Genomic DNA, 25,398 nt, shown 5'->3' with positions numbered 1-25,398 from the left:
CACTTCTTTATTGGGAATGAGGTAATAATGTAAATAAGTACGCATGAGGATGTTAGGTTTCAATATTTCAAGATTTTTTTGGAGAAGAAAATGCATCTCAACTTCTCCTCCCTTTCGAATTGCAAAACGGGTCCAGCAAAAAAAGCCATCTTTTAAAGACAGCATTGGATAAAGGGTGGAAAGGAAACGTCTTTATCATGTACTTTGTTTAATGAAACAAAAAAGAAAGCACTCTTTAGGAGTACTTTCAGTTTGCAGACAAAAGAGGGGCGGAATTAAAAAATTCCGAACCACTTTTAAACTTCCCTTTTAAAACAAAAAAGACTGTAGGCAAAAGGAGTTTATCCAATTTTTTAAACATAGTTGATTGGAGCGGGTGTGCGAGACTCCTGCGGGAATATCGAGTCCAAGGGAGACCCCACAGGCGCAAGTGCGCCGAGGAGGCTCCCGGACCGCCCGCGGAAAGCGAGTGCCCTACGTTCCAATCAACGTCAAATTTGTACAAGCAAAAAAAACTGTAGACAAACTCGATTTCCATCGAGTTTGTCTACAGCCTGAAAGCACTCATTAAGAGTACTTTCTCATCGTTTGCGTTTTTTATCGAAGCAATTATATATCCAGCCATTTGTTCAGGGCCAAGGAAATCGAAACTTGCAATTCCTTCAATTGCCGTTCTTTTTGAAGGAAAAGCCGCTCAGCTTCCTTTAAGTTCACCCTTGAGAACTGTATGGATTCCCCTGGTTTAACCTGAGCGATACTTGGTAAATCTGCCGTAATCACCTGAGCTATCTTAGGATACCCCCCCGTTGTTTGGCTATCCGCAAGGAGAATGATTGGATTTCCATCAGGAGGAACCTGAACGGACCCATTTGTGACCGCTTCAGATAATAACTCCCCATTATCCTTTAATTTCAGTGTAGGGCCCGATAATCTATATCCCATGCGGTCGGATTGATTGGAAACTTTAAAGGCACCCGCTACAAAACTATCTTTACTGTAATCTGTGAAATATTCATATTGGCTTCCATCGATGAACCGGATGAGAGCTTTTCCTCCTGGCATGAACTCCTTCTCATTGACAAACCACTTTGGGAAGGAAAATGAACCTTTGAACGTCCGATCACCAAGATTTTCCGAAGGTTCATTAAACTCCAAGACATCGTCAGCCTTTAATGCCCTCCCCATATAGCCGCCAATCCCAGCCCTTAGATATGTGCTTTTACTGGCCATGACTTCAGGAATAGCAAAGCCTCCCGCTACAGTTAAGTAAGCCCTGCAACCTGATTTACACCCTGCAAATCGAAGCATCGATCCATTTTTCACAAGAATGGGCCTCCACATCGGTACAGCATGATTATCGATTGTAGGTGATAAGTTTCCACCCGTTATCGAAATCAGGCAATTTTTCTCGACTTTAATGGTCGGCCCCATTAATGTAATTTCCAAGGCCGCTTCTCCTTCTTCATTGCCAACCAGCATATTGGCAATTCGTAACGAATGTGCATCCATCGCCCCGCTTACAATCACCCCATGTTGCTGGAATCCTTTTCTTCCAAGATCCTGTATACTAGTCAATATTCCCGGTTTGATTACGCGCAGGCTCACTGTATCTCCTCCTTAGTAATCATTTCTTTATATTCTTGATCCGTAATCGGATGGAACTTCACAATGTCCCCTGCTTGTAATAGACTTGGAGGATTTACATTTGGTAAAAATAGTTTGGTTGGCGTTTGTCCGATCAATTGCCATCCACCAGGCGTTGAAATAGGATATACACCCGTTTGCTTACCGGCGATCCCTACTGCCCCTGCCGGAATGGTCATTCGGGGAGAGGAACGCCTAGGTGTCGCGATGTTCCCTGACAGTCCGCCAAGAAACGGGAAACCCGGTGCGAACCCGATCATATAAGCCAAATATTCCCCGGTTGAATGAATATGAATGACTTCATCAGTGGTCAAATCATTATAGCGGGCAACATATTCCAAATCGGGTCCATATTCCTTCCCATAGCACACGGGAATGGTAACCGTTCGATGTATGAGTTTCTTATCTTCTTGTAAATCCTGTAATTTCATTTCCAAGATGGAACGGACCACATCAAAGGGAGAAATGGTTTCACTACCATTGCTTTTATTTTGATCCTTATAAATAACGAGTGGATCATAAAAAACCGTCAAATTGATATAAGCCGGTACACATTCTATAAACCCTGCAAAAGGTTCATTCTCCAGCAAATCCTTTAACAATTTTATTTTCTTGTGAACGCTGTATTCCATTCCATTCCCGAATGTTATCACGATTGCGGAATCGCCCAATGGAGAAAGTGTACATGCAGTTTTTTTCAAAAGCTTTTCCGGCATAGGAATCATCTCTTTCTATACGTTATAAAACTCCTAATTTTTCATCACGAATGTCCGTTATGAACATATATCCAGGTGCATGTGTGATCATGATCTCCGGTTTAGTCTCCATAGCAATGGATTGAGGTGTCACACCACATGCCCAAAAGACAGGGACTTCCCCTTCACGAATCGTTACTGGATCACCAAAATCCGGTTGCTGAATGCTGAAAACACCGATCGCTTCAGGGTCACCAATATGGATCGGAGCGCCATGAACGGCAGGAAACCGCGATGTCACTTGAGCCGCCCTCACCACATCCTTTTGTGGAATCGGCCTCATGCTAGCCACCATTTTCCCATGAAAAATCCCTGCTTCAATACAAGGGATATCGGTTTTATACATTGGTACATTGCATCCCTCTTCAATATGACGAATCGATATATCATTATTCAATAAGGCGTGTTCGAATGTAAAACTGCACCCGATTAAAAATCCAACCATATCGTCTTCCCAGTAGTTTGAGATATCCGTTACTTCTTCCACTAATTCTCCATATTTATATACCCTATATTTAGGAATATCGGTGCGTATATCCCCCGTATTTGCTGCAAATGCGGGAATGGGTGAACCAATTTCCGTAACGTCCAGCAATGGACAGGATTTAGGGTTACGCTGACAGAACAATAAGAAATCAAAAGCATGCTCTTTTTTTAAGATGGCTAAGTTCGCTTGTGCATAACCGTTAGCCATGCCAGCGGTCGGTTTTATCAATTCGTTGTTTCGAATCATTGAACGCAACTTAGCCGGGGTAGCTTGAGAAAGGTCGATCATTAGTATTCATCTCCTATTAAGAACTGCAGCCAGTTACAAACTGGCACGCCACTTCCACCTTTATTAATTGGGTTTACATTGATTAATCATTAAAAAAGTGCGGGCAGTTGTTTCATTAATGTATATACGCCCATTAACGCCATGATGACTACCACGAATACACCGGAAATCGTTAACCATAAAGGATGCTTATAATCACCCACGATGTTTTTCCTATATGCGGCAATTAGCAATGTTCCAAGAGCAATTGGTAAGATGAGTCCATTAATGGCCCCAACTACAAGCAGTACTTTAACCGGTTGACCAATCAATAGAAAGCATATGGTCGATACGGCTATAAAGCCAATGATTATCCAGTTAGCCTTATTATTTATCTTTTCGCTGAAAGTTCTGATAAATGAAACCGAAGTATATGCAGCTCCTACAACCGATGTGATAGCTGCTGCCCACATGACAATACCGAAGATTTTATATCCTATATCACCCGCAGCGAGTTGAAAAACGGATGCTGCAGGGTTATCCGGATTAATTTGTAAACCTTTCGATACAACACCCAGTACTGCTAGAAATAACGCAACACGCATGACCGTCGTTATCAGGATCCCCATTACCGAGCTCTTCGTGACCTGTGGTAATGAGTCAACGCCCTTCACGCCTGCATCCAATAGACGATGGCCTCCCGCAAAAGTAATATAGCCGCCTACAGATCCACCCACTAATGTAACGATCGCGATAATGTCGATTTTATCAGGCACAAAGGTCTTCACTACCGCTTCCCCTACAGGAGGAGAGGTTGTCCAAGCAACGTAAATCATCAAACAAATCATGAAAAATCCGGCGATTTGCGTAAAACGGTCCATCGCTTTTCCTGCTTCTTTCACTACAAAAATCAGTACGGCGATGACTGCACTTATTGCCGCCCCGGCTGTTGGAGATATTCCCGTCATTGCATTAAGACCTAATCCAGCTCCTGCTATATTTCCAATATTAAATGCCAGCCCGCCCATGACGATCAGAGCTGCCAGTACATAACCCAGCCCAGGAAGGACCATGTTTGCAATTTCCTGACCGCGTTTTTCGGATACAGCAATAATGCGCCATACATTTGTTTGGGCAAATATATCAAGAATGACCGAAATAAGAATAACGAAACCGAAACTTGCCGCAAGACTTTGGGTATAGACGGTTGTTTGCATTAAAAAGCCAGGTCCTATTGCCGAAGTTGCCATTAGGAATGCCGCACCTAACAATAAAGTGCGGTTCGTTTTTGGCTTAGTCGGATTCTTTTTCTGTGCTGTTGTATTTTTGATTGGCTCCAATGGAATCTGCCTCCTGATTGTTTATTTTTTTCAAGTAAAGGACTTGACTGTTATTTCAGATAATTGCAAAGATTCCTTAACATGCCGTGCAAAGGATAAAGCATGTACCCCGTCCCCGTGAATACAAATGGTATCTGCTTTTAAAGCCACATCTGAGCCTTGCTGAGACAGTACTTTCCCTTCCTTCACCATGCGAATGACTTGGGCAACGGCATCATCATCGTTTTCGATCAATGCGTCCTTTTCCAATCGGGAAGTCAATGAACCATCATGTTGGTAGGTTCGATCGGCAAATACTTCACTCCCGGTTTGCAATCCGATAGCCTGTCCGGCACGTATCAATTCACTGCCTGACAAACCAAATAAGATAAGCTCAGGATTCACTTTATATACCGCTTCGGCAATGGCCATGGATAACTCTTTGTTCTTTGCGGCCATATTGTATAAAGCCCCATGCGGTTTCACATGCTGCATACTTCCGCCTTCGGATTGCAGAAAGCCATTCAATGCACCAATTTGATAGACGACAATATCATAAGCTTCCTGTGGTGAAATATTCATATTGCGTCTGCCAAATCCTATTAAATCCTGTAAACCTGGGTGGGCTCCGATTTTGACATTTTTCCCTAAAGCAAGCTGAACCGTTTTTCTCATGACTGTCGGATCACCAGCGTGGAATCCACAAGCTACATTGACAGATGTTACATAATCCAAAATCTCTTGATCATTACCAATCCTATAAGCGCCAAAACTTTCTCCTAAATCACAATTCAAATCAACCGTGTTCATACTACCCTCTCCTTTATTAACGGAAATTTCAGTAAATAAAAATTATGTAGTTACTCTTTCAATCACTCAAATGTATTAGGTCCGAAATTCGGAATCAGAGTTTCATATTTCGGAATATTCTCATTCTAGCATATTTTAATTATTTCGACAATATTTTGTTAGGTAACCTAACATTTACTGTTTAATGCTAAAAAGCCGTTGTTTCCTTTGAAAGGAAGCAACGGCAATGATTACAGCACTAAAATCAGGAGTATATTATGACAATGAATTTTTAAATCGATTAATAGAAAACAATGAAATATCTTCCTTGCTAGTTCCGGAGATAATCAAGTCACTCAATATTTCTCCCATGACACTGCTGAATTTAAAACCATGTCCAGAGAAACCTGCCGCTATGGCAATGTGTGGATAATAAGGATGTTTATCCACTATAAAATGCTCATCAGGGGTCATGGTGTAGATGCAAGTTTTCCCATATTTCAATTTTTGATCAGCAGGCATATATTTCCGCAAAAACTTCACCAAATCTCCCTCATCTTCATCCAATTCACCAAAACCTTCAATACAGCCATCAGGATTTATACGGGTTCCCCCATCATGTCTCCCTACTTTCATTCCAGAACCATTTATACTAGGAAAGCCATAGTATGTACCAACTGAAGTATCAAAAGAAAAAGCCGGAAAATCATTATGATTATATAATCTTTCATTTGCATGAAACCAGGCAAATGTTTTTCTGATGGGTTCCAGCGGCAGATTTAAATCTAACATCGCCAATATTTTCGGTGCCCACGCCCCAACTGCAACGACTAAAGATTCTGAGTGGAAGGTCTGTTCATCCGTTTTAATCGTGACCCCATTGCCATGAACAACTATCTTCTTCACTTCACTGTTTACCCTGATGTCGGCACCATGAGATTTCGCAAGTTGCTGATACGCTCTTAAGCACTCTTCACTTTTCAATACGCCCGAAGTCGATTCAAAGCATCCAATGTAGTCTTCCGGCAGTTTTATTCCAGGCCATCTATCATGAATTTCATGGTAATCCAAGATTTTCATAGGTAACCCATATTCGTTTGAACCCGCTATCACTTGCTTAATGAAAGTGGAATTTTCGCTACCAGCATTCAGGACCCCCGTTGGAAGAAATAATTGTTTCCCCGAATTTCTTTCCAACTCACCCCATAGCTCTTGGGATTTAAGTGCCAAAGAAATATACTCCCTGCCTTCACCATAAGCATGTCTAATAATTCTTGTTTCCCCGTGATGGCTGCCCTTATTATGAGGAGGAGCAAAGGAATCCAATAATAATACTTTTTGTCCTTTTTTTGATAGATAATAACCTGAAGACATTCCCATAGATCCAGCTCCAATTACAATTACATCATAATGCATCTTTCATCCCTCCTCCTTTAAATATGATCCATCATTTTAAAAAAAGGAAGCCATTTTACCTTATTTAATAAAGTAAAACAGCTTCCACATAGTTTTAGAACTCTATTTCCCCGATTGCCGTTTCAACGAACTTCACTATTTCCCCTTCATGAATTTGCCTATATATCGCTTCAATGTCAGGATGGAAAAAGCGGTCTTCTTCAACCATCGGGACTTCGCTCCGAACTAAATGATATACCCCCTCCGTAACCGGTGACGGTTTCAAGGGCAGATGAAAATCCATTGCTTGGGTTGCCGTCATCAGTTCAATTGCTAAAATATATTCAAGTTTCTTCGAAATCCGATAGGCTTTCTTCGCAGCGAAATAGGCAAAACTTATCACGTCTTCTTGATTTGCACAGGTAGGGATATTATCTATTGTGGCTGGATGCGAGAGCACCCTGATTTCATTCAATAGTCCGGCGGCTGTATATTGCGGAATCATGTAGCCACTATTTAAACCTGGATTAACCACTAAGAAATTAGGTAATTCACTAAGGTGATGGTTTACAAGCCGATCTATTCTGCGTTCTGTTATTTTTGCTAAGTTTGCTAACGCGATGGAAATCGCATCCGTATAAATCCCAACAAATGAACCATCGAAATTTCCCGCCATCAGGGCAATTCCATCTTCCCCTTCCGGAAAAATCAGAGGATTGTCACTTACAGAGTTCATTTCATTCTCGATCGAAACAGCAGCGTCCTTCAAAACTCTTTTTACGGCTCCATGGACTTGTGGAATGCATCGTAAGCTAAGTGCATCTTGTAATCTATGTTCCTTGTAAGTTTCAATGATTTGGCTGCCTTCAAGAATCCTTGTAACATTTCTGGCTGTCTTAGCCTGTTCCTCATGTTTTTTCAATGCGTGAGAACGGTAATCAAATGCTTTTATTGTACCTTTTAGCACTTCTAAAGACATAGCTCCCGTAATGTCGGCGGTTTCCGCGGCTTGCATACTATTGTATAAAGCCAGGACAGCCATCGCAGTAACGGAAGTAGTCCCGCTTATAAGTGCCAATCCTTCTTTAGCACCTAACGTAACAGGTGCTAATCCAGCTTTCTCTAAAGCTTCCCTGCCAGGTATGAGCTCATCCTGATACCATGCCTTTCCCTCACCAATCACCACTAAGGCCATGTGAGCTTCAGGAGAAAGATACCCCACTGACCCATCACCTGGAACATAGGGAAGTATATCGTGATTTAACAGTGAAGCGATAAGCTTTAAAACTTGTAAACGGACCCCTGAATACCCTTGGCCTAAATTCACGAGGATCATCAATTGAATGGCTCTTACGACTTCTTTTTCAAGAGTTTCCCCAACAGAAACGGCATGTGAACGAACAATATTCCGTTGAAGGGTTTCGGCGTCCTGTGGAGAAATCACCTCCGTCATATTACTGCCAAAACCTGTCGTTACACCGTAAATCAATCTATTATCATCTAAAAACTTGTCTATTAAGCTTCGTGATTTATCCACCCTTTCACAATATGCCTCAGTGAAAGTAACTTTTGCACCATATCTTGCAACCGCAATTACCTCTTCGATTGAGATGGCATCATCTCCTATTACAACCTCTTTAATATCCATAGGGTGTAAACAATCGGTAGTTGTCATCCTTATACATCTCCTCTCATATGACTGATCAAGAAGGAGAAAAAAGTTTTGGTCCTTCTCATTTATTCGCTGGAAGTCAATCTTATGTTATTTTTTCATTTTCTGTAAAGGGAAGAGCGGTTCCCTTCGGAGAATTCTCCGTTTCTAGCAAAGGGTCACTTGCTTCATGTAATGAAAGATTCTTCGTTTCAGGTGCCCAGGCGATCGATACGATCAAGCCGACCAGCAGAATGGCTGCCATTCCTGCCATTGAGGCACTTAATCCAAATGAACTTAAAGAAACAGGCAGCAAAAATGTTCCAATTGCAGAACCAATCCGACTAATTGCCGTAACCATGCCTATTCCCGAGCCACGGATCTCAGTTGGAAAAAGCTCTGCCGGGTATACTAATGTAAGGTTCGATGCTGCTGACATGAAAAAAGTAAAGATCAAGAAGGCTAACAACATTAAGAATTGAAAACCATTGTGCAAGAAGCTGAGTGAAAACAATGAAACGGTAAGGATCGTGAAAGCCCCGATGGTAAATCCTCTACGAGAAAATTTTGCAAGCAGCCAAAGACCAACAATTGCCCCAACAAGCAAGAATAGATTTAACATTGTATCGGCAAAAAAGTTCTGTTCAAAACCCATTGTACTAAGTATGGAAGGCAGGAAAGTGTAAATTGCAAAGTACGGAATAACAAGAGTTAATTTGAATATTCCGCCAAAAGCCAAACGCTTACGAAGCCTTTTACTGAAAAGTCCACGAAATCCCAGAGTCTTTTGTTTTTCTGTGCCAGTCGTCGTTTCCCCCATTTCAACGTTCGATCCAAGGTGTTTTTTTACAATCTGGCGAGCTTCTTCGACTCGCCCCATGCTGACAAGCCATCTTGGTGATTCAGGCGTTCCTATTCTTAAGATTAAAACCACAATAGCCGGAATGGCAGCGCTGACAAGCATCCAACGCCATGAGTCTGAACCAGCCTGTCCCAAGTAATGACCAACAAAGTTTGATGCTACATATCCAAGCGTCCATACTACGTTTATAGACGCGAGGAGAGAGGAGCGATACTTTTTGGGTGAAAACTCGGCAAGCAAAGTCGTACCGACAGCGTAATCTCCTCCAAGTCCAAATCCAATCAGCAACCGTAAAATAAAAAGCTGTTCTGGGCTGCTAACAAAAAATTGTAAAATAGTAGCTACCGTGATAAGTAAAAAGTTTACGAGAAAGATTTTCTGTCTGCCTACACGGTCAGAAAGTCTTCCAAGTATTAAAGATCCCGCAAACAGACCGATTAAAGCAGAGCTGCCGATCAGCCCTGTCCACATTGAATTCATATTCATTTGAGGCCCGAATACTGTCAGGGCCATCGCAATGATCCCTAAAGAATAGCCATCACAAAAGCTGGACCCGAATGTAAGTCCTGCAATTCGAAAATGAAACCTATTAAATGGGGCATCGTCAATAGTGAATTTTTGTTCGTTCAAAGAATCCCCTCCACTTTTTGCTTTATAAGATATATCGATTCAAAAAACACTCTTCCTGTAAAACTCAGTAGTGACCCTGAAATTGAATGAATCGATTAAGCTTAATACTATAAAAAAATTCAGCAAAGAATATTATGAAATAATACTCTTTTTATAAACTATATCAAATCATACTACCTTTTAAATTCTATTTAATATATGAAAATATAGTTTAAGATTCGATCAGTTGTATATCATTGAAATAAATGACTTCACTAAGTATTTTACAGCCTTCCATTACCTCGAATTTTTCCCTTGCTTCCTTTTCTGTGGTAAACTCAAACATTTTTATGTCATTTTTCGAATGGATAGTGATTATCCACATAAAATTCCCTCCACATGGAAGAGTCATTTCCACGAATTCCTTAAAACACTTTCATTTAATTTCACTGTAAAGCAGTAAAGTGTATAACGCTGAAAATGGGTAGGATGATAGATCATCATCCTACTATTCAGCACCATTACATTTGTTGTATACTTCCAAAAGCCCATCCATCCCCTGAATTTTTCAGCGGATGGAATGGGTAGACATTGATTGAGAATATTGATTTTTAAAGGCCCGTAAGGCTTTTGGAATCAGACTTCACTTTATCATTCACAACTTGAACACCGTTTTTCCATACAGTCTTAACATGGTTAACCCCAAATAAATATTGCAATTCCTGATAGTTTTCAACATTCCATAAAACGACATCCGCTTGTTTTCCCACTTCAAGTGAACCTACCTTTTCTTGTCTGTTGATTGCACAAGCAGCATTGTATGTTGCCGCCGTAAGTGCTTCAGCAGGGGTCAGCCGCATCGAGATGCATGCCAGGTTCATGACAAGCGGCATGGAAGTCGTCGGCGAGGATCCGGGATTGCAATCGGTCGAAATGGCGACAGCTACACCTTCATCAACCATTCGGCGACCTGGGGCCGCATCTTCTCTTAAATACAAAGCTGTGGCTGGAAGCAAGCAGGCAATTGTTCCTGACTTAGCCATGGCTTGAATTCCCTCTTCGGAAGCCTTTAATAAATGCTCAGCTGATATAGCCCCTATTTTGGCAGCTAGTTCCGCTCCCCCGTATGGCTCAATTTCATCAGCATGAATTTTAGGGATCAAGCCGTACTTTTTCCCCGCCTTTAAAATCCGCTCTGATTGTTCAGGGGTAAAAACCCCTTTTTCACAAAACACATCATTGAATTCAGCAAGCTTTTCTTCAGAGACGATTGGAAGCATATCATTAATCAGATGATCGACAAATTCATCCTCACGACCTTTATAATCCTTTGGAACCGCATGGGCTCCCATAAAAGTAGGAACTAAATCAATCGGATGCTCTTCCTGTAACTTCTTCATCACCCGCAACTGCTTCAATTCGGTTTCCAAATTCATTCCATAACCGCTTTTACCTTCTACAGTAGTCACGCCATGAGCGAGAAACGAATCAAGGCGGCGCATGGTTTGTTCCATCAACTCTTCTTCACTTGCTTCCCTTGTCATGCGGGTGGTTGCATGAATGCCCCCACCTGCGTTCATGATGTCCATATATGTTGCACCTTCTAGACGCATTTCGAATTCACGCTCACGGCTTCCGCCATATACAACATGCGTATGGGGATCAACAAGGCCTGGTGTCACCAAATGGCCAGTAGCATCGAAAACTTCAGCTTCATGCATTCTATCAGCATAGAGTTTTTCCAATTCCTTGGTTGTACCGACAGCTTGAATCAACCCAGATTCGATCCATATACTTCCGTCCTCTATCAAACCAAGCTCCGACATTGCTTCTTTGGAACGCGGACCTTTCCTTTCAGATGTAAGGGTAGCAAGTTGAGCGGCATGTTTTATCCAAATTGGCTTTGTCATTGTTTATCAATTCCTTTATCAAGCATCGGGATATTAATACCTCTTTCACGGGCTGTTTCCTCTGCAAGTTCATATCCTGCATCAACATGACGCACTACGCCCATCCCAGGGTCCGTTGTCAGCACTCGCTCAATCCTGGCTGCTGCTTCTTCGGTGCCGTCAGCCAAAATTACCACGCCAGCATGCATTGAGTATCCCATTCCTACGCCTCCGCCATGATGTACGGATACCCAAGTTGCGCCGCCCACTGCATTCACCATTGCATTTAAGATCGGCCAGTCAGCCACTACATCCGATCCATCCTTCATGGCTTCCGTTTCACGATTTGGAGAAGCGACAGAGCCTGAATCCAAATGGTCACGTCCAATTACTATCGGGGCTTTCAATTCACCGCTGGCAACCATATCATTAAGGATTTTACCAAAACGGGCGCGCTCCCCATAACCAAGCCAGCAAATGCGGGAAGGCAGACCTTGGAACTGAATTTTTTCTTGAGCCATTCTAATCCAGTTACATAAATGTTCATTATCCGCGAATTCGCGTAAAATGGCTTGGTCTGTTTTATAAATGTCTTCAGGATCACCAGATAAAGCGACCCAGCGGAATGGACCTTTTCCTTCACAAAATTGTGGACGGATATACGCTGGAACGAAGCCAGGGAAGTCAAAAGCATTCTCTACGCCTTCATCTTTCGCAACTTGACGGATATTATTGCCATAATCGAACGTCACGGCTCCTTTTTCCATCATTTCAAGCATCGCGCTAACATGTTTGGCCATTGAAGCTTTAGAGAGTTTAATATACTCTTCTGGATTCGCATTTCGTAATTCTGCCGCCTCCGCCATTGACATACCTGAAGGTGTATATCCATTTAGCGGATCATGGGCGGAAGTCTGATCAGTCAAGACATCCGGAATGAAGTTCCTTGCGATCATTTCCGGAAGAATATCTGAAGCATTCCCAATCAAACCAATCGATAATGCTTTTCCTGCAAGTTTAGCTTCTTTGGCTAAACGAATGGCTTCATCCAAAGAATCCGTTTTCACATCGGTATAACGAGTCTCGATCCTCCGGTCAATTCTTGTCTCATCAACATCGATTCCGATACAGACCCCACCGTTCATCGTAACTGCCAGTGGCTGTGCCCCACCCATGCCGCCTAGACCTGCCGTAAGAGTGATGGTGCCTTTTAACGAGTTATTGAAATGTTGTTTTGCAAGCTCGGCAAATGTCTCGTATGTACCCTGTACGATTCCTTGAGAGCCAATATATATCCAGCTGCCAGCCGTCATTTGCCCATACATCATCAAGCCCTTTTTATCAAGTTCATGGAATGTTTCCCAGTTTGCATACGCCGGGACGATATTTGAATTGGCAATCAGGACACGGGGTGCATCGGTATGCGTTTTAAAAATTGCCACCGGTTTCCCTGATTGGACCAGTAAAGTTTCATCATTTTCAAGCTCTTTTAGTGATTTGACGATTGCATCAAAGCATTCCCAGTTACGTGCTGCTTTCCCAATCCCTCCGTATACAACTAAATCTTCAGGACGTTCAGCGACTTCAGGATCCAAATTATTCATCAGCATTCTAAGCACTGACTCTTGTTGCCAGCCTTTCGTATGCAAATCAGTACCTCTATAACGTATAACCTTGTTTGTAATCGTATTCATTTTCACTTTCCCCCTTGGTTTGTTATATTTTCATTCTATAAGAAAAATTCAGAATAATTCATTATAATCTAATGATAATTTTATAATTTATTTACACTTTTTGTAGTTATCTTTATTTTTTTATGAATAATTTCATTAATTACATTGTTATGAAATAAATAAAAAAGGACGATTCATTTATTGAATCGTCCTTTTTTATAATCCAGACCGATATGCTGATGGTGTACAAGCTTCAAGCAATTTGAACTTTGCATTGAAATAAGTTTGATGTGAATAGCCGGCCAATTGTGAGATTTCCTCCAATGATAAATCCGTTTCCTTTAATAAACGTTTAGCTTCCCTAATTCGAACTTGATGCAGCGTATTTCGAAAAGACTCGCCGGATTCAGCCGCAAAACGCCGGCTGAGCGTGCTTTTATTGATACGCAGAGTCTCTGCACAACTTGCTAGATTCCACTGGGCGTCCCAATAGTTGGACTCGATCAGCTCTCTTGCCTTTTCACTAATTGTGCGCGCACCTTCCTGTAATTGTCCATGATCCTGCAGAAGCATATGGGTCGTGAACGCATGCAGCTCTTTTACTATTTGATGAATGACGGGTTTATGTACAATTTGTTGAAATACATCATAGTATATTGCTTCTAAAGAGGCAGTTTGCAAGTTGTATGATTTCATATGCCTACGAATCTGCGCAAGTACGCTTGTAAGGCGGATACGAACGATTTCCGGGTCGGGGTATGGTCGTTCAAAGGTAAGGAATTCACGCTCAATCCAGTTCCTGATGGCTTTCGCATCCCGTCGTTCGAGCATTTCTATCCAAAGTCTTTGTTCAAGAGGCGTGAGGAACGGATCCATCTCTTGATGCGAAGTTTGTTGACTTTCGGCTAAAATGATATCATATCCATCGAAAAAGATTTGTCTCGTAAATTCACGTGTTTGCTGATACATCCTTTTTAAAGACTCATCTGAAGATGCCGCTTTTATAATGATGGCAAGGGGCTCATCCATTCTTTCTTTCCAGTGGGCAAGAAACGCTTGGTACTCTTCCTTATAAACTTCAACTTCCTTTGTTTCCTGGACACATAAAATAAAATCCGATAAAGCGAAGATTTGATTCTTCCCAGTAAAAGAATATCGTTGCAGTTCATCATAAACTAATGGAAGGGTCTTGTTATCAGGTGTCAAAAAAGCGACCATGGTTATTCGACTTTCATGCCTCCGGTCCGTCAAGAAGAAATCAGGATACCCAATATCCAGAGCATTCCCATCATCCATGGTGTTTGATGAGAGAAGATTTGGACCATTTCTCAATTGAAAACGCAATTGTTGGATATGTTTTACCAAATCCGCCGAAGAAAAAGGACGGAATAATACATCTTCAGCACGGAAACGTAAGGCTCGATAAGCCGTCTGAAAAATTCGCTCAGATGAAATCCCTAACCATCGAATTCCCCTTCGCTTTAACGAAACACCCATCGCCTCACTTTCATCCGTCCAAATATCCATATCCAAAATAACGAATTCCGGTTGCTGATTGCGGATGCCCTTTTCAAATTCTTCAATCGTTTTCCATAAGATCAGTCTAACTCCCGTTAGGTGGGACTCGACTATCCAACGAATTCCTTGAGCCTCAATCTCATCTTTTGCCACCAAATGAATTTCCACATCATCACCTCATTTCTGCTGATATTCCTGTAATGAAAATAAATATGAAGTCAGCAATTGAAAAGACTTGTATCTCATCTCCATTCTAATCCCGCCGAAAACTACAAACAAGTCTTATTGGGCAGAACCTGCGATTAAGGTTAAATTTTTGACATGCTCAGCCGTTATTTTTATCTGCTCGGGAAGTAGCCATATGAAAATACAAAAAGAAACATCATAGGAACTTTGTGATTTCCAATGATGTTTCTTTTCTTTTAATCTTCAATACATTTAGAACCTTTATAATCGATTAATATTTACTTCAACTTCTTTTACGACGTTTTCCGCTGAAGCATCTGTCAATTTTAATGATAATAGGGTGATGACTCCTATTACAAGTAATCCAGATAAAATAAACATACCTTGAGTAAATGCAACAGTTCCAAGAATCATCGGTCCTACAAAACCTCCTAAAGCCGCAATTGAATTGACGATGGCTATTCCAACTGGTGCAGTGGACTCAGTGAAGAAAAATGTCATATAGGCAAAGAAACATCCACTGAACCCGTATAACCCGAAAGATGTAATCGTTAACATAAGCACCATCATAAAAACACTATCTGAAAAGCCGCACCCGATAAATCCGACAACTGCTATCATGAGGCAAACGAGCAAGTGTGATTTATGTTCATTGGTCCGATCTGAATTCCAGCCCACAAACATAATGGCAGGTACTCCTACTAACGATGGAATCATCGCTAACCAGCCTATTTCTAAATTGGTTGTTGCATTTTCCGATAAAGATTTAATTATGGTGGGCATCCAGAATGACAATCCATAGATAGATGTGTACCCCGCGAAATAAAACAGGGCCAGCTTCCAAATTTTCGCATCTTTCAGCATAGCAAGCTTTGTGACTTTATTTATTTTCGAGCTAACTTTTCTTTCTGCACTCAATTCCCCTTCTAACCAATCACTTTCTTCTTTAGATAACCATTTAGCGTTAGTCGGTCTATTAGTTAAATAGAAAACAACAACAACACCGATAATAATGGCCGGAATGCCTTCAAGGATGAACATCCATCTCCAGCCGGCCATACCGAACCAGGAAATATTGTCAAGTATCCACGTCGACACAGGCGCACCAATCAACCCGCCAATCGGTAAGGCTAAAAGCAGGGCCGCTGTTGCCCGTCCTCTCTCGCGGGCCCTGAACCAATAAGTTAAATACAAAATTATACCAGGAAAAAACCCAGCTTCGGCAACACCTAATAAAAAACGGAGAATATATAAATGCATCGTTGTTTGCGCAAAACCTGTTAATATTACCACGAGTCCCCACGAAATCATTATGCGGGCAATCCATATCCGAGCTCCCACTTTATGCATGATCATGTTGCTAGGAACTTCAAAGAAAAAATAGCCTATAAAAAAAATGCCGGAAAGCAATCCAAAAACTTCAGCGGATAAGGCTAATTCTGCATTCATTTGTAAAGCAGCATAGCCTAAATTGACCCTGTCCAAGTAAGCAATGATATAAAGGAGCAAGATAAATGGAAGAATCCGTTTCATCGTTTTACTGATCGTTCTTTTCTCTATCTCACCACTGGAATGATTCATGATAATTCCCTCCCTTTTCTTGCTACTATTTCCCAAAAAATAATCCGTTTAACGCACATCGCTTTTCCTGCTTCCCGATACTATGGTTTATTCCTAGGTCTTTAAGTTTATCCTGATACCCCCTCCTAATTCATCTACTTGAAAAACCTCCTAATTTAAACTGAACTAACCTCCCCCATACCTGATCTCAAAACTTTGTAAACGCTTTCTAAAAATGCTAAATGCGATTAAGAAAGCGTTGTGATTATTGATGATCTACGTTAGATTAAATAGACCACCAATCATTTAACTAGACTGTAGTCTGATATTAAACCATATAGGAATATTCTGTCAATTATCATTTGGAGGTTTTTTATGATCGAGCCTAGAAAGAAACAGCTTAGGGGAGAAAAGACTCGTGAAAAAATATTAAAAATATCTTTAAAGCTATTTAGCGAAAAAGGTTATGATAAAGTTACCGTTGACGAAATCGTGAAAAAAAGCGGCACATCAAAAGGGTCATTTTACCAACACTTTTCAGCGAAATCTGATATTTTTTTAGTGAGATTCATAGAGGTCGATGATTACTATCGTGAAGTCTTCCGTTCGTTCCCAGTCGATATGGACGCTACCGAGAAATTATTTATTTTCATACGCAAATTGATGCGTTTTCTGGAAGAAGAAATGGGCAAAGATTTAATGAAAGTGATTTACAGTTCTGCTTTAGATTCGAAAGAACATACTTACTTTTTAAATTCAAATCGTTCACTCTTCCTAATTATTCGTTCATTAATTGAAGAGGCGAAAGAACAAAACGACATTGGCACTGACCAATCAGTTAACGAAATTTCACAACTTATCACTCAAAGCCTAATGGGAATCATCTATCATTGGGGATTAAACAACTCTGAACAAAGCTTGGAATCACTATCCATACCGCTAACCAAAACAATCATTAACGGGCTGAAAACCAAGAACTAATACATAAATCAAAAGATTCATTTTCAAAGAATCTGACATTAATTCAATATTAACCCCAATCTCACTTAATGGTCAGGGGTAACTCCATTAACCTATAAAGTTCATACTTTTTCATTATTTTCAATTGAGTGTCAGACATATTAAACGAGGAGTCGAAAGCCAGATATCATGAAACGATTTTTATTTATCATCCTATATGCACTATTATTTGGATTATCGCTGCAGGCTTTTAATTTCAAGCTTGACCACCCTATTGCCAAAGATATCAGCCGGCTGATGCCGGTTAAAATGAAAACGATTAAGGCGGAAGATAGTGAAGAAGAAATCAAAAAGGTCGTTTTGGATGCCGAAAAAAACGATGATCCCATTTCAATTGCCGGAATGCAGCATAGCCAAGGAGGACAGACATTATATCCAAATGGGGTCCTGCTCGATATGAAGCACTATGATAAAATACTAGATTTGGATGTTAAAGAAAAACGCATCACGGTCCAAAGCGGAGCAACCTGGGCTGCTCTCCAGGAATATATCAACCCATATGGACTTGCACTGAAGGTCAGTCAATCTCAAAACATTTTTACCATTGGCGGGTCTTTGAGCGTTAATGTCCATGGCCGCGATATCCGTCATCATGCCTTGATAGAAACCGTGGAATCATTTAGATTGCTTAACGCAAAAGGACAAATCCTAACAGTGAGCCGCGAAGAAAATTCGGAGCTCTTCCATTCGGTTATTGGCGGGTATGGTTTGTTTGGCGTAATACTCGATGTAACACTCCACCTTACCGATGACGAACTTTATAACATTAAAACTAAATCACTCCATTATGATGAATATACGTCGTACTTTAAAAGAGAAGTTCTCCAAAACGATGATGTTAAAATGCACCTTGCAAGAATATCGGTTGCTCCTGGCTCCTATTTGGATGAAATGTATGTAACGGATTATTATAAGGCAAATGACCAAACACAGCTATCTGACTACAATACTCTCAAACGGGAAACGATCATTGCTGTGCCTAAATTCTTTCTTGGCCTATCACGTTTTAATGACTGGGGTAAAAAAAGATTTTGGGAAACTCAAAAAACCTACACGGCCAATATTGATGGCAACTTGGTTTCGAGGAATAATGTGATGCGGTCGGACTCAGCCTTTATGGATTACAGCAACCCCACCAAAACTGAAGTACTGCAAGAATACTTCGTTCCGATTGATCAATTTGCTGATTATATCGATGATTTAAGAAATACCTTATCTGATGAGAAAGATTTCAATTTATTAAATATTACAATTCGTTATGTGGAACATAATGATGAATCACTCATGTCCTATGCCAAGGATGATATGTTCGCTCTTGTAATGCTCATCAATCAAGGGACAGATAGCGATAGTAAGGAAAATACGGGAAGGGTCATCCGTAATATGATTGATGTGACGCTTGACCATAACGGCAGCTACTATCTGCCCTATTATGGGTATCCAACCAAGACACAATTATTTGAAGCGTATCCGCGTACTGAGGAATTCTTCCGATTAAAAAAGAAATATGATCCTGATAATCGCTTCATGAATCTTTTCTATGAGGAGTATCATCCATGAATTATAAACGTTTTGTTTTTTACCAAGGTACTGTTGGAATGGCTGCCAGCATGATTTTCCCTTTTTATATTTTGCTAATCAAAAATGTAGGTACAAGTTATTCGCAATTCGGGTGGGCATATGGAATATTCTCATTGACTGCAGCACTTAGCTATCCTATAATCGGAAAATTCACTGACAAAGCCGGTGACAAAGCATTTCTCCTCATCTATTCATGGGGGATGGCACTTATCCTTCTTGCCTTTCCCCTCGCATATGAAATTTGGCATGTCTATCTCCTGCAAATCATTATGGGAGTACTTGGGGCAGTGCAAAAAAACACTGAAAAAACCGTACTTGCAAGATATGTTACGAAGAAAACAGCGGGAGAGGAAATTGGAAACTACCATGTTTGGACATCCATCGGTGCTGCGGCTGCGGTGATTGCAACCGGATATTTAGTCGACTTTTTAACGATCGGCAGCATCTTTTACATTGCCTCCTTAATGTTTGCCTGGAGTGGATTTATTATAATGAAGATTGAGAAAAATACTTCACTATCTAATGCAGAAAAAATAAAAATATAAGCATTTATTACTGGTTAGCGCCAATAAATCGTTACCCCTTTTAGTAGAAGAAGCATCTGCATTAACCTCAGCAGATGCTTCTTCTACTATATAAATCATTTGCGGATCAAAAAACAAAAAAGATCTTACAAAGATATAATAAACCTGCTCCCCTTTTCTCAATTTGGTTTCGTTAAATATACGAGTTCTGAAATTACTGCGTTTATTAGTACAATTAAAGATAACGGACCAGAGCACATATAATAAAATACTACTTTCTTATCAACTTGGTTATTATTTTTCCGTCTAAAAAAACTAATGACATCATAACTATTCCCATTCCAATCAACTGATGAATAGACAACGCTTCATGTAAAAATAAAAAGCCTAAAATCATTCCGATGACAGGCACTATATAATTACTATATGAAGTAAATAATGCGCCTTCTTGCCGAATCAGCCTATTAAATAAGGCATAAACAACACCTGCATGGAAAATGCCTAAAATCGCTAAGTAGATTGATTGAGATCGTGCTAAATCCAATTCGAAAGATTGCTCAAACAAAAGGGACATGGGTATGAGCAATGCACTGGCAATCAGTAATACATTTCTCATATGAATAACGGAAGATCCCTCGTTTAATTTCTCCATGAAAATCAATGATAATCCAAAACTCATGGCAGCCAATATCAATAGGATGTTCCCCAGAATACTGTTAGAAAGGTCTTGGATTCCTTGTGTTGGCCAGGAAAGGAAGACAATGCCTGCAAATCCGAATAGGATACTTGTAATCTCCGGCCTTGTGCTTTTTCTTTTGAAAAATGCTAGTAAAAAGAGGATGGTAAAGACGGGAACCATTCCAATCAGCACCGCTGCGATACTGCTAGGCACCGATTTCTGGCCTTGTGCAATAAACACGAATGGCAGTACAACCTCTAAAAAAGCAATGATTATATACCATTTATAATAACTCCTGGGTACTCTTCGCTCTTCTTTTGATAAAAAAAAACCAAAGAAGAGTAAACAGATACCGCCGATACATGCTTTGATGGCTGACAATGTAATAACCCCAACATTTTCTATGACTAATGCAATAAAGAAGAATTGAGATCCCCATATACCACTAATCAAGAGTAGCAACAAATATTTATTCATTCACTTTACCTCCCTTTTCAGCAATGGATCGGCAACATTCTTACGGATATGTTTTGACCGATTTCCACCAAAATAGTTCGTGCCGATTACCCCAGCAAGAATAATCATTGCACCTATAACGTGATAATAATGAATGGATTCATGTAAGAAAATCACCCCTGCCATGATCGTAATCAATGTCGCTAAATTACTAAAAACGCTCATTTTAGATGCTGGTAATATGGATAATGCATAGTTTGATAAAAAAGCAGTAAGCAGTGACGATAATGCACCAAGATATAAGATTGAAAGGAGAAATGCACTACTTGTGAAGGGTAATAAAAAGCTACTAAAAGATTGGTTAATTACATGGTTGATGATGGCCATACTATTAAAAGCCACAAAACCAAAGAACGTCATCACATAAGTTAACGTAAATAGTGAATATTGCTTTGTTACCTTCCTCGCCACCACATTATAGAGAGCGGCAGCAATCGAGGATAATAAGATCAGGATCGTTCCTTTCAAACTGTGATCCGCAATTTGCAAGTCATTCATGACAAAGATAAAGATAACCCCCATCACAGATAAATAAAGAAAAAATTTCTGACCTCTACCAGCGTATTCTTTCAAAAATAATGAAGCTGATAATAACGTAAAAATTGGTATGGTCGCTTGGATAATACCCGCTTCTGAAGATGAGGTATACAAGAGGCCAAACACTTGAAATGTAAAGAATAAAATTGGATAAAGGAACACCAACGGAAGAATTTTCAAAGTATCCTTTGCACTTATTTTCACTGATGTCCTCCTATATAGCTTAAAAATTATGGCGATCAAAAAAGCCATCGTAAATCGATGTGCCAATGTATCTAACGGACTAGCTTCCATTAATGATATTTTTGTAAAGATAAATGAAAATCCAATAATAATGGCATATAGTATCGCCGCAAAATAGGCTTTTTTATTTTCTGGCATATTTAGTAACTCCTCCTTTTCAACACCCGGCCGGTTGTTAGTATCGTATTAAAAGTTCCACTACGATACAATACAAATAAGAAGCATCTGTAACGGTACAGTTTTAGGAGGTATTCATGCTAAAATACATAGCCTTGTTTAATGAATTTGAATCTCTCATCCAGAATGGACGGCTCAAAGCGGGCTTTAAACTCCCATCTATTCGTCAATTAAGCGATCAACATCAATGTAGTAAAAGTACAGTCTTGAAAGCACTGCAAGAATTGGTAAAGAGGCATTTAATCTACGCGGTTCCTAAAAGTGGATATTATGTCGTCCAAAAAGAATTTGATGGTAAAAGCGAACCAACAGCGGACATCGACTTTGTTACCTCCGCTCCCGCTTGGCATCAATTTCCGTATCATGACTTTCAACATTGCATCAACAAAGCCATCGATACCTATCAGCAAGAATTGTTTATCTATGGCACTCCAAAAGGACTGCCCTCTTTAATTAAAGTGATACAAAAACAATTAGAGCAGTATCAGGTTTTCGCAAAAGAAGAACAGATTTTCATCACTTCTGGCGTGCAGCAAGCACTTTCCTTATTAACGTTCATCCCCTTTCCAAATGAACGTACCGATATACTTGTTGAGCAGCCTAGTTATCATCTATTTGTGGAGCAATTGAAAGCGTACAAGATTTCCGTGCTAGGAATCCAACGAACAGCAGAAGGTATTGATTTAGGGGAATTAGAACGGATATTTAGTGATCAGAAAATTAAATTCTTTTATACGATGCCTCGTTTTCATAATCCGTTAGGGACTTCTTACTCTAAGATGGAAAGAGAGGAGATACTAAAACTTGCAGTAAAGTATGGTGTCTATATTGTAGAAGATGATTATTTAGCAGATTTCGAAGAAAATATGAAGGTAGACCCTATTTTTTCCGGGGATACCCATAACATGGTAATTTATTTAAAAAGCTTCTCTAAAATAATGTTTCCAGGATTACGCATAGGTGTTGCCGTATTGCCTAAACCATTAGCGGACAGCTTCCAACTATATAAAAGAACAGCTGATATTGATAGTTCCATGATTTCACAAGCAGCCTTGGAAATCTACATAAAAAGCGGTATGTTTGAACGCCATAGAAACAAGGTGCGTCTCTCCTATTTAGAGCGTGCAAACTTGCTATATGATGCTCTAGAAAAGCACTCTACCCTAGGCTTTTTTCGCCCAGCATCCATATGTATGAACGCACATATCGTACTGCCTCGTCGTTTAAATAGTACTCACCTCATCAATAACTTACAGAATCAACAAGTACTGGTAGAGACGATGGGTCAAAATTATATAGATGGCTTTCACCAGGACAAAATATTAAAATTAAACGTGTCCAATACAAATATACAAAAACTTGACCAAGGAATAGCTCTCATTTTTAAAGAATTGAATAACAAGCAGAACTATTACTTATAAAGCTTTTACATAAGGTATAGTCACTTTCCACACAGGGCAATAAACAAAAAAGAGCCAATTAGAATTGGCTCTTTACAAGGTTGCTCTTATCAGTCCACTTTATTTATAAAATTTTATACGATCCTCAAGTGGTTTGAATTCTTTATCACCCGGTTGAGCTGTTGGATTTCCAAATGGCATTTGTGCAATTAATTTCCAATTACTTGGAACATCCCATTCTTTTTTCACTTCATCATCAATTAGAGGATTATAATGCTGTAAAGTTGCTCCCAATCCTTCTGCTTCAAGTGCTGTCCAAACAACTAATTGATGCATGCCTGATGTTTGTTGTGACCAGATAGGGAAATTATCGGCATACGTTGCAAATTGTTCTTGAAGTGATTTCACAACAGATTCATCTTCAAAGAATAATATTGACCCATATCCAGCTTTGAAGGAATCCATTTTTTGTTGAGTGCCAGAGAAATCTCCCTCACCAACCGCTTTCCTTAAAGCCTGCGTTGTAATATCCCATAATTTATCATGGGCCGATCCTGTTAAAACAACAAGGCGGGAAGATTGGGAATTAAAAGCCGATGGCGTGTGTTTTACCGCAAATTCAACTATTTCTTTAATTTTCTCATCGGATACTCCGACCTCTTTATTGATCCCATAATATGAACGTCTCTCTTTAATTGCCGTGTAAAAATCTTTTGTCATAAGTCATTCCTCCAGAGCATTTTTTCTATTTCAAATGATTATTCCATTTTTTATTTTCTACCTGTTTTAGTATGGGCATAAACCAACATATCATTCGCTAAAGATTGTCAATTATTCTTTAATGAATTCTTTGGTGCTTCTTACTGTATCAATGGGACGGACCAACTTTTCGATTTGCTCCCTCTTTGATTCTAAGAACGGTGGTAAAGATAATTTTTCCCCAAGCGTTTCATACGGCTCATCCCCCATAAATCCAGGACCATCCGTGGCAAACTCGAATAAAATTTGCGGCGCCACTCTTACGTAAAGCGACTCAAAGAAGTGACGATCAACATAACCGGACGTATGAAATTGGAAGCTTTCCATTCGTTTGATCCATTCTTCCAGAACGGAACGGTCTTCAACACGGAAGGCTGTATGGTGAACAGTCCCAAAACCCTGCCGTGCCTGAGGGAGGATCGAATTATGCTCGACGATAACTTGAGCACCATTCCCACCTTCCCCTACCTCAAATAGGTGAAATGATCCTTCCTTGTCTATTTCTTTGAATAATAGGACTTTTTCCATCATTTCTTTAAAGTAATCGAAATTGGCGATCCGAATGAAAATTGGTCCTAATCCTGTAATAGCGTATTCCAGAGGAATAGGCCCTTTTTGCCAAGGGATTCCAGCTGCAACCCCTTCATTATTTTCATCTGAAATCAATTGATATTGCTGATCATCAAAATCCACAAAAGAAATGATCTTTTTGCCAAACTGTTCTTGGATTCCTGTATTTTTTACCTCTAAACGGTCAAAGCGTTTAACCCAATACTCCAATGCCGCATCAGTCGGTACACGGAAGGATGTTTTGGAAATCTCATTAGTCCCATGCTCTCCTTTAGGAATACCAGGAAAATCAAAGAATGTCATGTCAGTACCCGCACCGCCAACATCGTCGGCAAAAAACAGGTGATAGGTTTGGATATCATCTTGGTTAACTGTTTTCTTGACTAAACGCATGCCTAATATATTTGTGAAAAATTCATAATTCTTTTCTGCACTACTTGTTATGGCCGTTACGTGGTGTATACCTTTTAATCCATTCATAAAATATTCCTCCCATTTATAACGATTCAATTTTTGGATGTTCAGCTTTTTCATTAATCCCCTATATTTTTCCTTCAATAAGAGTGGCTATTCATTAAAGGGGTTTGATAAGTTTTTACATGCTTTTCTTTTTATCTCGAATTAATATATCTTAACTTAAAGATAATTTATCACGAATGCCATTCACTGTCAACAACATTATCTCAAATTAATATATCTCAAAATCAAAATAATTTCAGGCAAAAAAACACAATGTCAATTTTCCTTAAGCAAATACCATTCTGTATATGGGTTAATGTCTATAACTA

21 protein-coding genes are annotated in these 25,398 nt (G+C 39.9%); 4 read left to right on the top strand and 17 right to left on the bottom strand.

Going from position 1 to position 25,398, the window contains the following annotated elements; genetic code table 11:
- Positions 1-609: 609 nt before the first annotated feature.
- The 13 genes from ABC374_RS09105 to ABC374_RS09045 all read right to left on the bottom strand — a co-directional run bounded on the left by ABC374_RS09105 (position 610) and on the right by ABC374_RS09045 (position 16,625).
- Complete coding sequence (locus ABC374_RS09105) at positions 610-1,605, bottom strand: 5-oxoprolinase subunit C family protein (RefSeq protein WP_413017181.1); 996 nt, start codon at positions 1,603-1,605, stop codon at positions 610-612.
- Complete coding sequence (gene pxpB, locus ABC374_RS09100) at positions 1,602-2,360, bottom strand: 5-oxoprolinase subunit PxpB (RefSeq protein WP_413017179.1); 759 nt, start codon at positions 2,358-2,360, stop codon at positions 1,602-1,604. Before pxpB ends, ABC374_RS09105 begins: the two co-directional genes overlap by 4 nt.
- A 22-nt stretch (positions 2,361-2,382) precedes the next feature.
- Positions 2,383-3,174 carry a putative hydro-lyase gene (locus ABC374_RS09095; protein ID WP_413017177.1) on the bottom strand — a complete coding sequence of 264 codons (792 nt, stop codon included), beginning with the start codon at positions 3,172-3,174 and terminating at the stop codon, positions 2,383-2,385.
- Positions 3,175-3,263: 89 nt separating this feature from the next.
- Positions 3,264-4,403, bottom strand: a complete 1,140-nt coding sequence (locus tag ABC374_RS09090) for an NRAMP family divalent metal transporter (RefSeq protein WP_350302852.1) — start codon at positions 4,401-4,403, stop codon at positions 3,264-3,266.
- 120 nt (positions 4,404-4,523) lie between these two features.
- Positions 4,524-5,282 (bottom strand): 5-oxoprolinase subunit PxpA, encoded by a 759-nt coding sequence (gene pxpA / locus ABC374_RS09085; protein WP_413017175.1) that lies wholly within the window; start codon positions 5,280-5,282, stop codon positions 4,524-4,526.
- Between the two features lie 255 nt (positions 5,283-5,537).
- Positions 5,538-6,677, bottom strand: a complete 1,140-nt coding sequence (gene solA / locus ABC374_RS09080; protein WP_413017173.1) for an N-methyl-L-tryptophan oxidase — start codon at positions 6,675-6,677, stop codon at positions 5,538-5,540.
- A gap of 94 nt (positions 6,678-6,771) precedes the next feature.
- The gene (gene hutH, locus ABC374_RS09075; RefSeq protein WP_413017171.1) at positions 6,772-8,331 is read right to left on the bottom strand and encodes a histidine ammonia-lyase; all 1,560 of its coding nucleotides are present in this window, start codon (positions 8,329-8,331) and stop codon (positions 6,772-6,774) included.
- A gap of 82 nt (positions 8,332-8,413) precedes the next feature.
- On the bottom strand, positions 8,414-9,799 hold the full coding sequence (locus ABC374_RS09070; RefSeq protein WP_413017169.1) for an MFS transporter: 1,386 nt from the start codon (positions 9,797-9,799) through the stop codon (positions 8,414-8,416).
- Positions 9,800-10,010: 211 nt separating this feature from the next.
- Positions 10,011-10,163: a hypothetical protein gene (locus tag ABC374_RS09065; protein ID WP_413017167.1), complete on the bottom strand. Its 153-nt coding sequence runs from the start codon at positions 10,161-10,163 to the stop codon at positions 10,011-10,013.
- Positions 10,164-10,389: 226 nt separating this feature from the next.
- Positions 10,390-11,688, bottom strand: a complete 1,299-nt coding sequence (hutI, locus tag ABC374_RS09060) for an imidazolonepropionase (protein ID WP_413017165.1) — start codon at positions 11,686-11,688, stop codon at positions 10,390-10,392.
- Positions 11,685-13,361, bottom strand: a complete 1,677-nt coding sequence (gene hutU, locus ABC374_RS09055; RefSeq protein WP_350302364.1) for a urocanate hydratase — start codon at positions 13,359-13,361, stop codon at positions 11,685-11,687. The genes hutI and hutU overlap by 4 nt, the downstream gene beginning before the upstream one ends.
- A 195-nt stretch (positions 13,362-13,556) precedes the next feature.
- Positions 13,557-15,026, bottom strand: a complete 1,470-nt coding sequence (locus tag ABC374_RS09050; RefSeq protein ID WP_350302363.1) for a helix-turn-helix transcriptional regulator — start codon at positions 15,024-15,026, stop codon at positions 13,557-13,559.
- 279 nt (positions 15,027-15,305) lie between these two features.
- Entirely contained in the window at positions 15,306-16,625 is a 1,320-nt protein-coding gene (locus ABC374_RS09045; protein ID WP_413017163.1) for an MFS transporter, read from the bottom strand.
- A gap of 354 nt (positions 16,626-16,979) precedes the next feature.
- On the opposite strand from ABC374_RS09045, the gene ABC374_RS09040 reads away from it, so the two are divergent.
- The 3 genes from ABC374_RS09040 to ABC374_RS09030 all read left to right on the top strand — a co-directional run bounded on the left by ABC374_RS09040 (position 16,980) and on the right by ABC374_RS09030 (position 19,750).
- The gene (locus tag ABC374_RS09040; protein WP_137024496.1) at positions 16,980-17,585 is read left to right on the top strand and encodes a TetR/AcrR family transcriptional regulator; all 606 of its coding nucleotides are present in this window, start codon (positions 16,980-16,982) and stop codon (positions 17,583-17,585) included.
- A gap of 168 nt (positions 17,586-17,753) precedes the next feature.
- On the top strand, positions 17,754-19,184 hold the full coding sequence (locus ABC374_RS09035; protein ID WP_413017160.1) for an FAD-binding protein: 1,431 nt from the start codon (positions 17,754-17,756) through the stop codon (positions 19,182-19,184).
- On the top strand, positions 19,181-19,750 hold the full coding sequence (locus tag ABC374_RS09030) for an MFS transporter (RefSeq protein ID WP_413017158.1): 570 nt from the start codon (positions 19,181-19,183) through the stop codon (positions 19,748-19,750). Before ABC374_RS09035 ends, ABC374_RS09030 begins: the two co-directional genes overlap by 4 nt.
- Positions 19,751-20,000: 250 nt before the next feature.
- Here the strand turns inward: ABC374_RS09030 and ABC374_RS09025 are convergent, their stop codons facing one another.
- Both ABC374_RS09025 and ABC374_RS09020 read right to left on the bottom strand, forming a co-directional pair.
- Positions 20,001-20,885 (bottom strand): DMT family transporter, encoded by an 885-nt coding sequence (locus tag ABC374_RS09025; protein ID WP_413017156.1) that lies wholly within the window; start codon positions 20,883-20,885, stop codon positions 20,001-20,003.
- Positions 20,886-21,842, bottom strand: a complete 957-nt coding sequence (locus tag ABC374_RS09020) for a DMT family transporter (RefSeq protein WP_413017154.1) — start codon at positions 21,840-21,842, stop codon at positions 20,886-20,888.
- Positions 21,843-21,958: 116 nt separating this feature from the next.
- Here ABC374_RS09020 and ABC374_RS09015 point away from each other — a divergent pair, with 116 nt between their 5' ends.
- Entirely contained in the window at positions 21,959-23,302 is a 1,344-nt protein-coding gene (locus ABC374_RS09015; protein ID WP_413017152.1) for an aminotransferase-like domain-containing protein, read from the top strand.
- Between the two features lie 99 nt (positions 23,303-23,401).
- On the opposite strand, the gene ABC374_RS09010 is transcribed toward ABC374_RS09015, so the two are convergent.
- Together ABC374_RS09010 and ABC374_RS09005 are read right to left on the bottom strand one after the other, a co-directional pair.
- A complete protein-coding gene (locus ABC374_RS09010) occupies positions 23,402-24,001 on the bottom strand; it encodes a nitroreductase family protein (protein WP_350302356.1) in 600 nt (199 codons plus the stop codon).
- 111 nt (positions 24,002-24,112) lie between these two features.
- Positions 24,113-25,090 carry a ring-cleaving dioxygenase gene (locus ABC374_RS09005; RefSeq protein WP_252269646.1) on the bottom strand — a complete coding sequence of 326 codons (978 nt, stop codon included), beginning with the start codon at positions 25,088-25,090 and terminating at the stop codon, positions 24,113-24,115.
- Positions 25,091-25,398: the final 308 nt, after the last annotated feature.

It is taken from the genome of Peribacillus phoenicis (assembly GCF_047238085.1).
Lineage (GTDB): Bacteria > Bacillota > Bacilli > Bacillales > DSM-1321 > Peribacillus.
The sequence above is the reverse complement of the archived record's forward strand: the minus strand, read 5'-3'. Positions and strand labels throughout refer to the sequence as shown.